Genomic DNA, 11,754 nt, shown 5'->3' on the forward strand with positions numbered 1-11,754 from the left:
TTCAGGCTGAGGCATCGCCCGTTCCTAGGACCCCTTCCATGAGCCACCTGGCCACCTCCACCTTCCAGCCGCTGAACATCGCCATCCTCACCGTCAGCGACACCCGTACCCTGGAAACCGATACTTCCGGCCAGACCCTCGCCGACGCGCTGCTGGCCGCCGGTCATCGCCTGCACCAGCGGAGCCTGAAGACCGATGACATCTACCAGATCCGCGCGGTGGTCTCGGCCTGGATCGCCGACCCCGAGGTACAGGTCGGCCTGATCACCGGCGGCACCGGCTTCACCGCGCGGGACAACACCCCGCAGGCGGTCGGGCCGCTGTTCGAGCGCGATGTCGAGGGCTTCGGCGAACTGTTCCGCCAGGTCTCGCAGCGCGAGATCGGCACTTCCACCATCCAGTCGCGGGCGCTGGCCGGGCTCAGCAACGGTACCCTGGTGTGCTGCCTGCCCGGCTCGCCGGGCGCCTGTCGCACCGCCTGGAACGAGATTCTCCTGGCGCAACTGGACAGCCGCACCCGCCCGTGCAATTTCGTCCCGCACCTGAAGACCCCGCCAGCCGTGGCGCCGGTGGCCGGCTGCGGGTGCCGCTCGTGAGCGCTTGCGCCTGCGATGGCGGCCAACTGCGCCCGCTCGACGAGGCGCTGGCCGAACTGCTGGCGCGCGCGCCGCGCCCGCCAGCCTGCGAGAGCCTGGCCCTGGAGCGGGCGCTGGGACGAGTGCTCGGCGAGGACCTGCTGGCGCCGATGGACCTGCCGCATTGGGACAACAGCGCGATGGACGGCTACGCCTTGTGCTCCGCCGACCTGCCGCGCAGCGGCGGCAGCCTGACGGTCGGCGCGCGGATCGCCGCCGGCGACACCCGCGGCATGAGCCTGCCGCTGGGCCAGGCGGCGCGGATCTTCACCGGCGCGCCGCTGCCGACCGGCGCCGACTGCGTGGTGCCGCAGGAACTCTGCGTGGTCGACGGCGAGCGCGTGCAGTTGCCGCCGGTGAGCGCCGGCCAGCATGTGCGCCGGCGCGGCGAGGAGTTGCGTCGTGGCGCGCCGGTGCTGCGTGCCGGACAGCGCTTGCGCCCGCAGGAACTCGGCCTGCTGGCGAGTCTCGGCGTCGCCACGGTCTCGGTGCGTCGGCGCTTGCGCATCGGCCTGCTGAGCAGCGGCGACGAATTGCGCGAGCCCGGCCAGACACTGTTGGCCGGGCAGATCTACAACGCCAACCGTTACTGCATCGGCGCCTTGCTGCGCGGTCTGGGCTTCGAGGTGCACGACGAGGAAGTGCTCGCCGACGAACTGGTGGCCAGCCGCGATGCGCTCAGCCTGGCGGCCTCCGAATGGGACGCGCTGGTCACCAGCGGCGGTGTCTCGGTAGGCGAGGAAGACCACCTCAAGCGCGCCATCGCCGAGCTTGGCGAGGTCAACCTGTGGCGCCTGGCGATCCAGCCGGGCAAGCCGTTCGCCTTCGGCTCCGTGGCCGGCAAGCCCTGGCTGGGGCTGCCCGGCAACCCTGCGGCGGCGCTGGTCACCGCATTGCTGGTGGCGCGTCCGTTCCTGCTTCGCCAGCAGGGACTGTTCGACGTAGTGCCGCGGCCGCTGGCGCTGCCGGCGGCCTTCGACTGGCCGCAACCGCGGGCGCGTCGCCAGTACCTGCGGGCGCGGCTCGATGAACGGGGGCGGGTGGAAATCCACCCGCAGCAGGGCTCGGCGATGCTGCTTGCCGCCAGTTGGGCGGACGGGCTGGCGGTGATCGAGCGCGGCGCCACCCTGGGCGTGGGTGATGCGATCGACTTTCTGCCGTTCTCCGCACTGATGGCCTGAGGCCTTCTTGATCCCGGTCAAGCGCCGACCGGGAGCGTCTTTCTAGAGTGTGGCGCCTGTGCCCCGGGGTTGCCCACTGCCGCGGAGCGCGTTTTTCGCCAGAGGAGCAACCCCATGCAACTGGTCTGTCCGGCGGGCAGCCTGCCCGCCTTGAAGTCGGCCCTGCGACAGGGCGCCGATGCCATCTACGTCGGTTTCCGCGACGACACCAACGCCCGCCATTTCGCCGGCCTCAACCTTGACGAACGCCAGTTGCAGGAAGGCCTGCGGCGAGTCCACGAGGCCGGGCGGCAGCTCTACGTAGCGGTCAACACCTATTCCAGCGCGCAGGGCTGGGAGCGCTGGCAGCGCGCGGTGGACCAGGCCGCCGACCTCGGCGTCGATGCGTTGATCGCCGCCGACGTGGCGGTGCTCGGCTATGCCGCGAAGCGTCATCCGCGGCTCAACCTGCATCTGTCGGTGCAGGGCTCGGCAACCAATGCCGCGGCCCTGGCCCTCTATCACGAACGCTACGGCATCCGTCGCGCGGTCCTGCCCCGCGTGCTATCGCTGGCGCAGGTACGCCAGGTGGCGGCCGGTAGCCCGGTGCCGGTGGAGGTGTTCGCCTTCGGCAGCCTGTGCATCATGGCCGAGGGCCGCTGCCACCTGTCCTCCTACGTCACCGGCGAGTCGCCGAACCTCTGCGGCGTCTGTTCGCCGGCCAGGGCGGTGCGCTGGAGCGAGGAACCGGAGGGGTTGACCTCGCGCCTCAACGAAGTGCTCATCGACCGCTACGCCGCCGGCGAGGCGGCCGGCTACCCGACCCTCTGCAAGGGCCGTTTCCTGGTCAATGGCCAGCGCTTCCATGCGCTGGAGGAACCGACCAGCCTGAACACCCTGGACCTGGTCCCGCAACTGGCGGAAATCGGCGTGGCGGCGGTGAAGATCGAAGGCCGCCAGCGCAGCCCGGCCTACGTCGAGCAGGTCACCCGGGTCTGGCGCCAGGCGCTGGACAGCTACGCCAGCGCGCCGGGCGCCTATAGCGTGCAGCCGCAATGGCAGCGCGCGCTGGCCGGACTTTCCGAAGGGCACCAGACCACCCTGGGCGCCTATCACCGTTCCTGGCAGTGAGGACCGCCGCGATGAAACTGAGCCTGGGACCGCTGCTGTTCTACTGGGACAAGCGGCAGATATTCGATTTCTACGCCGAGATGGCCAGCCAGCCGCTCGACGTCATCTACCTCGGCGAGACCGTCTGCGCCAAGCGCCGGGCGCTGTCCCTGAATGACTGGCAGGCGCTGGCCCGCGAGCTGGCGCAGGCGACCCGTGCCGAGCTGGTGCTCTCCGGGCTGGCGCTGATCGAGGCCGCTTCGGAGCTGTCCAGCCTGCGCCGGCTATGCGAGAACGGCGTACTCCGGGTCGAGGCCAACGACATGGCCGCCGTCTATTACCTCAGCCAGCGCGGCGTGCCCTTTGTCGGCGGTCCGGCGCTGAACCTCTACAACGGTCATGCCCTGGCCGAACTGTATTCCTGGGGCATGCGCCGCTGGATTCCGCCGGTGGAAGTCTCCGGCAAGCTGCTGCGCGGGGTGCTCGACCAGGCTGCGCAGCTGGGCCTGGAGCAATTGCAGACCGAGGTCTTCGCCTACGGTCACCTGCCGCTGGCCTACTCGGCGCGCTGCTTCACCGCGCGGGCGGAGAACCGGCCCAAGGACGACTGCCAGTTCTGCTGCCAGCAGTATCCCGAAGGTATCCCGCTGCTCAGCCAGGAGGGCGAGGCGCTGTTCACCCTCAACGGCATCCAGACCATGTCCGGCAAGGTCAGCAACCTGCTGGCCGACTACCGCTCGCTGGAACATAGCGGCGCCGACCTGCTACGCCTGAGTCCTCGGGCGCAGGGCATGGCCGAGGTGATCGCGGCCTTCGACCGGGTACGCAAGGGTGCCGCTCCGCCGCTCGCCGTGGAAGGCTGCAACGGCTACTGGCACGGCCGGCCGGGGATGCTGCGGGCAGAGGAGGCAGGGCTATGCTGAACCGCCAACGCCTGCTCCTCGGCGTCGCCGGACGCCTGTTGCCGCTGGCGGCGAAGGTTCCGCGCGGGCTCCAGCACCTGGTCCTGCAACGGGTCGCCAACCGGCTGTTCGCCCAGCCGCTGGAGGAGGGCGCCTTCGACCTGCTGGAAGGTCGCTGGCTGCGCCTGGAAGTCAGGGACCTCGGCGTCGGCTGGTGCGTCACCCGGGTGCCCGGCGGCCTGCGCCTGGTCGAACGGCCACGGGCCAGCGTGACCATCCGTGGCGACTGGCGCGACTTCCTGCTGCTGGCCAGCCGGCATGAGGACCCGGATACCCTGTTCTTCCGCCGCCGCCTGGTGATCGAGGGCGACACCGAGCTGGGCCTGGCGGTCAAGAACCTCCTCGACAGCCTCGACCCGGAGCACCTGCCGCCCTGGTTGTGGAACGCCGTGGAACGGGCCGGGCGGGCAGTGCAGGAGGAGCGCGGCGAGGCGCCCCAGGGGCCGGTCCAGGGCGCGCGGGGCGGCTGAGGTCGGTGGAAAGGGGCGTATAGCGACGCCAATGTCGCTGGGCGCGCCCCTCCGATTGGGTGTATTCCCTGAAGCCTGAAACTCACTGAAGCTCTTTTCAGCGAGGCAACGCCCGGTTCGTTGCCGCATGGGCGGCGCGGAGCGAATGGGCGTTTCCCCTGACCAAACGGATAGCCTGTCTGTCCCCGTAACGCCCCTGTCAACTTGCCCCGGTAAACCGGACCTTCGTGAAGCCTGCGGAGAACTCCGGTATGAGTGGGATGGACCTCAAGCGCCGCCGCGTCGTGCAAGGCCTGGGCGCTGGACTGCTGTTGCCGGCGCTGGGCGCGCCGGCGGTGATCGCCTCGCCCAGGGCGCGGCCGAAGCTGACCGATGGCGTGCAATCCGGCGATGTGCAGGGCGACCGCGCGCTGGTCTGGAGCCGCACCGACCGCCCGGCGCGGATGATCGTCGAATGGGACACCCGTAGCGTCTTCAGCGAGCCGCGTCGGCTGGTCTCGCCGGTCACCGACGAGCGCCTCGACTACACCGCGCGCATCGACCTGCGTGGCCTGCCGGCCGACCAGTCGATCTTCTACCGGGTGCGCTTCGAGGATGCCCGCGACGGCAGCCTGAGCAAGCCCTGGTTCGGCCACCTGCGCAGTGCGCCGAGCGAGGCGCGCAATATCCGTTTCGTCTGGAGCGGCGACACCTGCGGGCAAGGTTTCGGGATCAATCCGGATATCGGCGGCATGCGTATCTACGAAGCCATGCGCCGGCGCCAGCCGGATTTCTTCCTGCACAGCGGCGACACCATCTATGCCGATGGGCCGATCCCCGAACGCATCGAGACCGAGAGCGGGCGCATCTGGCGCAACCGGGTGACCGAGGCCAAGAGCAAGGTCGCCGAGACCCTCGACGAGTTCCGCGGCAACTACCGCTACAACCTGCTCGACGACAACCTGCGCCGCTTCAACGCCGAGGTGCCGCAGATCTGGCAATGGGACGACCACGAGACCACCAACAACTGGTCCTCCAGCAAGCAGCTCGACGAGCGCTACCAGGTGAAGGACATCGACGTGCTGGCGGCCCGTGCACGCCAGGCGTTCCTCGAATACGCGCCGCTGCGCTTCCAGCGCCAGGGGCGCGACGGGCGGATCTACCGCAAGGTCGCCTACGGCCCTTTGCTCGACGTGTTCGTCCTCGACATGCGCAGCTACCGCGGCGGCAACAGCGCCAACCTGCAGGCGCGGCGCAGCGCCGCCACCGATTTCCTCGGCCGTGAGCAGTTGCAATGGCTCAAGCGCGAGTTGCGCGGTTCGCGTGCGCAGTGGAAGGTGATCGCCGCCGACATGCCGATCGGCCTCTGCGTGCTCGATGGCAAGGACGCCCAGGGTCGCGACCGCTGGGAGGCCATCGCCAACGGCAACGACGGCGCCGCCCTCGGCCGCGAGCTGGAGATCGCCGATCTGCTGCGCTTCGTCCAGCGCGCCGGGGTGCGCAACACCGTCTGGCTGACCGCCGACGTGCATTACTGCGCTGCCCACCACTACAGCCCGGAGCGCGCCGCGTTCAAGGACTTCGCGCCGTTCTGGGAGTTCGTCGCCGGGCCTCTCAATGCCGGTAGTTTCGGACCCAACGCGCTGGATGGCACGTTCGGCCCGCAGGTGATGTTCCAGAAGGCCCCGCTGGTCCAGAACAGTTCCCCCTTCGCCGGCTACCAGTTCTTCGGCGAGGTGGAGATCGATGCGCAAAGCCGCGCGCTCACCGTCACCCTGCGCGACCTCGACGGCGAGCCGGTGTTTTCCCAGGAACTGCAGCCCGACGGCGCCTGAGCCGCGGCGACCCCATTCCGATAAAGGAGTATCCCGATGCACCCCTTGCGTAACGCCGCCCTGCTGGGCGGCCTGGCCCTGCTGGGCCTGCCGGTGGCCAACGCCGCCGAGCTGATCATCTCCGAGTATGTCGAAGGCAGCGGCAACAACAAGGCGCTGGAGTTCTACAACAGCGGCAGCCAGGTCCTCGACCTCTCCGCCTACCGCGTCGAGTTCTATTTCAACGGCGCCAGCGCGGCGGGCCGCAGCATCGACCTGAGCGGCAGCCTGGCGCCGGGCAAGACCTTCGTCCTCGCCAACGGCGTGGCCGACCCGGCGTTGCTGGCGCTGGCCAGCCAGCGGGTGGAAGGCAGCTGGTTCAATGGCAACGATGCGGTGCTGCTGCGCCGGCGCAGCGGCGAGATCCTCGACAGCCTCGGCCAGGTCGGCTTCAACCCCGGCACGACCTGGGGCAGCGGCGATGTGCAGACCCTCGACCGGAGCCTGGTGCGCAAGGCCGACATCCGCGACGGCGACAGCGATCCCAGCGACGCCTTCGACCCGGCGGCGCAATGGCTGGGCTACCCGCGCGACACCTTCGCCAACCTCGGCCAGCATGGCGCTGGCGAGCCCGGCGGCGGCGAGGAGGCCGGCCTGCGACCGATCCACGAGGTGCAGGGCGCCGGCGCCGAAAGTCCGCTGGTGAACCAGCGGGTCGCCATCGAGGGCGTGGTGGTCGGCGACTTCCAGAACGCCAGCGAGCTGAAGGGCTTCTACGTGCAGCAGGAAGATGCCACGGTGGACGGCGACCCGGCGACCTCCGAAGGCATCTTCGTCTACGACGGCGGCAACGGCAGCGACGTCAAGCTCGGCGACCGCGTCCGGGTGACAGGCCAGGTCCGCGAGTTCAACGGCCTCACCGAACTGGTCGGGCCGCTGCAGGTCAGCGTCCTGGCGAGCGGCGTGGCCTTGCCGACGCCGGCCGGCATCAGCCTGCCGCTGGCCAGCGCCGATGCGCTGGAGCGCTACGAAGGCATGCGCGTGCAGCTCCGCCAGACGCTGACCGTCAACGAGGTCTACAACCTCGGCCGCTACGGCGAGGTCCTGCTGTCCTCCGGCGGCCGCCAGATGACTCCGACCAACGTGGTGGCTCCCGGCGAACAGGCCAAGGCCATGCAGGCGCGCAACGACCTCGACCGGATTCTCCTCGACGACGGCCGCAGCGGGCAGAACCCCGACCCGATCCGCTACCCGGCACCGGAACTGAGCGCCTACAACAGCCTGCGCGTCGGCGACCGTACCAGCGCCATCGACGGCGTGCTCGACTACTCGGCCGGCAGCTACCGTATCCAGCCGTTGCAGACGCCGACCTTCGAGGCGGCCAATCCGCGTCCGGCCCAGCCGGCGGTGGAAGGGCGCCTGCGGGTGGCCAGCTTCAACGTGCTCAACTACTTCAACGGCGATGGCAAGGGCGGCGGTTTCCCCACCTCGCGCGGAGCCAACACGGCCGAGGAGTTCCAACGGCAGAAAGCGAAGATCGTCGCGGCGATCCTCGCCTCGAAGGCGGACATCGTCGGCCTGATGGAGATCGAGAACGACGGCTACGGCGAGTTCAGCGCCATCGCCGACCTGGTCAACGGCCTCAACGCCAGCCTGCCCCAGGGCCAGCGCTATGCCTTCGTCAACCCGAACCGGGCGAAGCTGGGCAGCGACGAAATTGCCGTGGGGCTGATCTATCGCGGCGACAAGGTCCGCACCTATCGATCCGCGGCGGTGCTCGACAGTTCGGTGAACCCGGAGTTCGACGACACCCGCAACCGTCCGACCCTGGCCCAGACCTTCCAGGAGATCAATGGCGGCGAACGCCTGACCATCGCGGTGAACCACCTGAAGTCGAAGGGCTCGGCCTGCGACGGCGACCCGGACACCGGCGACGGCCAGGGCAACTGCAACCTGACCCGGGCGCGCGCCGCCCAGGCCCTGGTGGACTGGCTGGCGGGCGATCCGACGGGCGCCAAGGAGCCTGATCGCCTGATCATCGGCGACCTCAATTCCTATGCCAAGGAAGACCCGGTGAACGTCATCCGCAGCGCCGGCTACACCGACCTGGTGGCGCGTCAGGCGGGCGCAGGAAAGGGCTATTCCTACGTGTTCTCCGGGCAGTCCGGCTACCTTGACCACGCCCTCGCCAACGCCAGCCTGGCGCGCCAGGTACGCGGCGCGGTGGAGTGGCACATCAACGCCGACGAGCCCCGGGTGCTGGACTACAACGTCGAGTTCAAGACCCCTCGGCAGCAGGACAGCCTGTACAACGCCGAGCCGTACCGGGCCTCCGACCACGACCCGGTGGTGATCGGTATCGACCTGCGCCGGGTGGCGATGAAGAAGCACCGCAGGTAGGCAGCGGATAGCGCCCGTGGCGTTGGTCGCCATGCAGAAAGGCCACCCGAGGGTGGCCTTTCTGCATGGCACGTGGGCCTGTAGGGCGAATAACCGCTTGCGGTTATCCGCCGTTGTGGCGGGATCTCGGCGGATAACGCCGGTGGCGTATTCGCCCCACGGAACGGAGGTCACTCCAGGGTGGCCTTGCTGCGTGGCACGTGGGCCTGGTAGGGCGAATAACCGCCTGCGGTTATCCGCCGTTGCGGCGGGAGGTCGGGGATAACGCCGGTGGCGTATTCGCCCCACAGAACGGAGGCCCCACCAGGTTCGTACGTCGTCAGCCGCGCAGCGGCGGCAGGTAGCCCAGTTCCATCAGCTTGATGTCCGCTTCGCCGACGCGCTCGAAATGTTCGCGACGAGTTTCGTCCATCGGTTCGCGGCCGTTCAGCAGCAGGGTGCCACGGCCGGGAATGTCGACCAGCTCCGTAGCCGCCGGGAAGTCCGTGGCCCTTAGCGGATGCGGGCAGAAGCCGATCCAGCCGATGCTGCGGCGGTCCGGGAAGGTCCGCTGGTGTACGAAGTACGCATGCGGAGCGAGCATGCCCCAGGTCGTTTCGGGCCAGATTTCCAGCGCCGCGAGGAAGATCGCGACGAAGGAGGAAGCCGGTGCGTCGAACACTTGCAGCAGGCTGCCGGCATCTTCCAACTGGAGCCTGGACGAGACGGCCCTGCCGCTGGCCTCGTAGTCCAGCGACAACCCGCCCTTGAGCGGATCCTCCTCGCCGTTCCATAGCACCAGTTCCACCGCCCGGGTGCGTCGGTCACGCGACAGGGCCTTGGCGAGATCCTGGCGGTGCTCGGTGACGTTGTGGCTGAGGGCATCGCGCAGGGAGTCGCCGCACAGGTACCAGTTCTCCAGCACCGGATGGAGGGGCGCGAGGGCATCGAGGAAGCGCTCTATCCGTTGCAGGTGCTGGTCGTCGTCCAGTGCGAGGAGCCGTGCCGGATCGAAGTACAGCTCGAATATGTAGCGCCTGAAAGCTTTGGCGTCCGTCATGCGCAATACCCCGGGTTCTCTTCGCAAAACCTTTTCATCTCTTCCTGTTCCTTCGCGCGGGTTTCCTGGTAGTCGTCGTGCTCGTCCGTTCCCGGCATCGGATTCCAGAATGCCTTCAGGTTGGCCAGTCCCATGCGCAGGTACTCCGCGGCGCAGTACTCGTAGACGATCCGCTGCAGGAAGTGCCATTCGACGAACACCGGCGGGGTCGGTCGGGCCTTGTCGCTGTGGACCTCGGCCTTCTGCAGCAGGTCCGACTTCACCTTGGCCCGCGCCCAGGGCCTGGGCACGCCGAGCAGCGGGACGAACAGGAAGGCGTAGTTGGCCTTCGCCTCCAGCAGGGTGCAGCGCGGCTCGTCGAAGCCGTCCCACCAGGTGCCGCTCCAGAACCATTCGTGGGGAAACGGGAAATTGGTCACCCACTGCTGGTAGCGCGCGGACAGGTCCGACATGCTGTGGCCCTTGCCGTTATTGGCGATGGCCATTTCGCCCCGGGACGGCGGGCACTCCACGCAGTCCTTGTCGCGGCCCGGGCTCTTGCTGCAATCGCGCTCGGCTTCCCGGGTCCGGTCGCGGCTCAGCGTGCCGGTCTCGGTCCTGGGCAGGGTCTGCGGAACCGGCATCGGACGCGGTACCGGCCTGGGCAGCGCGCCGGGGGCCGGTCGCGGCAGCGGGCGCGGCGCCGGCATCGGCAAGTGCGGCCGGGGCGGCGCGGGTAGTTCGAAGGGCAGCCGCGGACCCATGCGGGGCAGCGGTCGGAAAAGCGCGCCTATGCCGCTCATGCCGGTCTCCCCGAGGTTTCGTACGCGCGCCATTTCTGGCTGGCCAGGCGAAACTCGACGATCCGTTCGTAGTCCTGGAAGCGTTGTTCCGGGCTGTCCGCCAGCGGCCGGCGCATGTGTGCGAGAAACGCCGGCGTGTCCTGGAAAGCGGGGAAGGCCAGGCCGTGCAGAAGAAAGCGTTCGATCGTCCCGGGCTCTTCGATACCCAGTTCCAGCGCCGTCGCGCGCAGCTCGCCGAGTTGCCGGATGGCGGGCAGCAGGCCGCGTCGTTCGAGCCAGGCGGGAGCCTCCCGGCGTACCTCCAGCAGGACCCGCTCGATGACTTCGTCGTCGCGGACCCGCTGCAGGCGATCCAGTTGGCCGGCATCCAGTTCAAGCATCGGCGGTCCGCTCCGTTTCCCGGTCATAGACGAGGTAGCCGCCCTGCAGGGGCTGCCAGACCTGCCAACGCTCCAGCGGCGCCATCACTTGCGTCCATTGCCGCGCGGTCATGACCTGTTCCAGCGCCCGGCGCACTTCCGGGCTGTAGTAGCGCAACAGCGCCCGGCGGCCGTCGGGCATGCGGGTGAAGAGCAGCCCGGCGAAGTGTTTCGCGAGGTTTTCGAAGGACGCCCGGCTCCACAGCCAGGAGGCCATGGGCGAGCGGCGGTCCCAGTCGCGCAGCCAGCCGAGGAACTCGCCCGATGACGAAAGCGGGGCGCTGTCCATGAATTCGATCAGGACCGGCCCGGCATGGGCGATTTCGTCCAGCTCGCTCCCGGCCAGCAGCCAGCGCGAGCGGATTTCCCCCGCGGCCTTTTCCAGGCGGGTGTCCAGGGTCAGGTAGCGGGCGCCGTCCGCCAGGGCGAACAGGCGGCTGTCCGGCGTAGGCGCCGCGAGCGCCGGCTGGAGCCGGCTCACGGTGCGCCGCCGAGGCTTTCCAGGGGCACCAGGGCCTGGTTGCGGCGTGCCGCCAGCAGCAGGCATTGCAGGCACAGCTTCGGTGGGGCGAGGGCGAGAGCGGGTGCGCCGCCGCCGCTGTTGCCGATCAGCACCGTGCCCGCCCCGCCGACCACCAGGTTGCCGTGGGTGCCGACGCTACCTACCACGGTGGCGGGCTTGCCGTTGATCAGTACGTTGGCGATGACGTTGGCGCTGAGGGTGGCGCCGCAGGCGGTGGCGTCGCCCTGGCGGGCAGCGGACCGATGGTCGAAGAAGACGTCGGGCGAGCCGCCGACGATCGGGTTGCTGCCGTGGCCCGGTAGCGGACACGCGGTCGGATCGCCCAGGCGCGCAGCGGGTTTGCCGCTCATGCTCAAGTCCCTATGAGATAAACCCTGGCACTCTGCCGTGCCACTCGGGGGCGGACAACCTATCTGAACTGCTCAGGAGGCACCTTCGGAAACGGCTTGGGCAACCGCGTC

At 69.1% G+C, this 11,754-nt stretch carries 12 protein-coding genes; 7 read left to right on the plus strand and 5 right to left on the minus strand.

What is annotated here, in order from left to right; all coding sequences use genetic code 11:
* Positions 1–38 precede the first annotated feature (38 nt).
* From moaB to ACI766_RS05205, 7 genes are all read left to right on the plus strand, one after another.
* Positions 39–596: a molybdenum cofactor biosynthesis protein B gene (gene moaB / locus ACI766_RS05175; protein ID WP_003093023.1), complete on the plus strand. Its 558-nt coding sequence runs from the start codon at positions 39–41 to the stop codon at positions 594–596.
* Positions 593–1,816, plus strand: coding sequence for a gephyrin-like molybdotransferase Glp (gene glp, locus ACI766_RS05180; RefSeq protein ID WP_003114306.1), 1,224 nt, complete (start codon positions 593–595; stop codon positions 1,814–1,816). The genes moaB and glp overlap by 4 nt, the downstream gene beginning before the upstream one ends.
* A gap of 114 nt (positions 1,817–1,930) precedes the next feature.
* Positions 1,931–2,926 (plus strand): ubiquinone anaerobic biosynthesis protein UbiU, encoded by a 996-nt coding sequence (gene ubiU, locus ACI766_RS05185; protein ID WP_003093020.1) that lies wholly within the window; start codon positions 1,931–1,933, stop codon positions 2,924–2,926.
* 11 nt (positions 2,927–2,937) lie between these two features.
* Positions 2,938–3,828, plus strand: coding sequence for a U32 family peptidase (locus ACI766_RS05190; protein ID WP_003104248.1), 891 nt, complete (start codon positions 2,938–2,940; stop codon positions 3,826–3,828).
* Positions 3,822–4,337, plus strand: a complete 516-nt coding sequence (gene ubiT / locus ACI766_RS05195) for a ubiquinone anaerobic biosynthesis accessory factor UbiT (RefSeq protein ID WP_003104247.1) — start codon at positions 3,822–3,824, stop codon at positions 4,335–4,337. The genes ACI766_RS05190 and ubiT overlap by 7 nt, the downstream gene beginning before the upstream one ends.
* Before the next feature lie 251 nt (positions 4,338–4,588).
* A complete protein-coding gene (locus ACI766_RS05200; protein WP_003122044.1) occupies positions 4,589–6,151 on the plus strand; it encodes an alkaline phosphatase D family protein in 1,563 nt (520 codons plus the stop codon).
* Between the two features lie 36 nt (positions 6,152–6,187).
* Complete coding sequence (locus ACI766_RS05205) at positions 6,188–8,530, plus strand: endonuclease/exonuclease/phosphatase family protein (RefSeq protein ID WP_003104243.1); 2,343 nt, start codon at positions 6,188–6,190, stop codon at positions 8,528–8,530.
* A gap of 319 nt (positions 8,531–8,849) precedes the next feature.
* Here ACI766_RS05205 and tsiT read toward each other — a convergent pair whose 3' ends face one another.
* The 5 genes from tsiT to ACI766_RS05230 are packed head-to-tail and all read right to left on the minus strand — an operon-like array spanning position 8,850 to position 11,643.
* Entirely contained in the window at positions 8,850–9,569 is a 720-nt protein-coding gene (gene tsiT / locus ACI766_RS05210; RefSeq protein ID WP_003104242.1) for a type VI secretion system immunity protein TsiT, read from the minus strand.
* Positions 9,566–10,351 (minus strand): type VI secretion system effector protein TseT, encoded by a 786-nt coding sequence (tseT, locus tag ACI766_RS05215; RefSeq protein WP_003122045.1) that lies wholly within the window; start codon positions 10,349–10,351, stop codon positions 9,566–9,568. The genes tsiT and tseT overlap by 4 nt, the downstream gene beginning before the upstream one ends.
* Positions 10,348–10,731: a hypothetical protein gene (locus ACI766_RS05220; protein WP_003104238.1), complete on the minus strand. Its 384-nt coding sequence runs from the start codon at positions 10,729–10,731 to the stop codon at positions 10,348–10,350. Before ACI766_RS05220 ends, tseT begins: the two co-directional genes overlap by 4 nt.
* A complete protein-coding gene (locus ACI766_RS05225) occupies positions 10,724–11,251 on the minus strand; it encodes a DUF4123 domain-containing protein (RefSeq protein ID WP_003104236.1) in 528 nt (175 codons plus the stop codon). The genes ACI766_RS05220 and ACI766_RS05225 overlap by 8 nt, the downstream gene beginning before the upstream one ends.
* The gene (locus ACI766_RS05230) at positions 11,248–11,643 is read right to left on the minus strand and encodes a PAAR domain-containing protein (RefSeq protein ID WP_003093006.1); all 396 of its coding nucleotides are present in this window, start codon (positions 11,641–11,643) and stop codon (positions 11,248–11,250) included. Before ACI766_RS05230 ends, ACI766_RS05225 begins: the two co-directional genes overlap by 4 nt.
* Positions 11,644–11,754 lie beyond the last annotated feature (111 nt).

This window comes from Pseudomonas sp. DL, assembly GCF_047199225.1.
Classification (GTDB): domain Bacteria; phylum Pseudomonadota; class Gammaproteobacteria; order Pseudomonadales; family Pseudomonadaceae; genus Pseudomonas; species Pseudomonas aeruginosa.

Bases quoted from the DNA above. Each gene is read 5' to 3' on its own strand.
- moaB (WP_003093023.1), top strand. From the start codon at position 39: ATGAGCCACCTGGCCACCTCCACCTTCCAGCCGCTGAACATCGCCATC.
- ubiU (WP_003093020.1), top strand. From the start codon at position 1,931: ATGCAACTGGTCTGTCCGGCGGGCAGCCTGCCCGCCTTGAAGTCGGCC.
- ACI766_RS05190 (WP_003104248.1), top strand. From the start codon at position 2,938: ATGAAACTGAGCCTGGGACCGCTGCTGTTCTACTGGGACAAGCGGCAG.
- ubiT (WP_003104247.1), top strand. From the start codon at position 3,822: ATGCTGAACCGCCAACGCCTGCTCCTCGGCGTCGCCGGACGCCTGTTG.
- ACI766_RS05200 (WP_003122044.1), top strand. From the start codon at position 4,589: ATGAGTGGGATGGACCTCAAGCGCCGCCGCGTCGTGCAAGGCCTGGGC.
- ACI766_RS05205 (WP_003104243.1), top strand. From the start codon at position 6,188: ATGCACCCCTTGCGTAACGCCGCCCTGCTGGGCGGCCTGGCCCTGCTG.
- tsiT (WP_003104242.1), bottom strand. From the start codon at position 9,569: ATGACGGACGCCAAAGCTTTCAGGCGCTACATATTCGAGCTGTACTTC.
- tseT (WP_003122045.1), bottom strand. From the start codon at position 10,351: ATGAGCGGCATAGGCGCGCTTTTCCGACCGCTGCCCCGCATGGGTCCG.
- ACI766_RS05220 (WP_003104238.1), bottom strand. From the start codon at position 10,731: ATGCTTGAACTGGATGCCGGCCAACTGGATCGCCTGCAGCGGGTCCGC.
- ACI766_RS05230 (WP_003093006.1), bottom strand. From the start codon at position 11,643: ATGAGCGGCAAACCCGCTGCGCGCCTGGGCGATCCGACCGCGTGTCCG.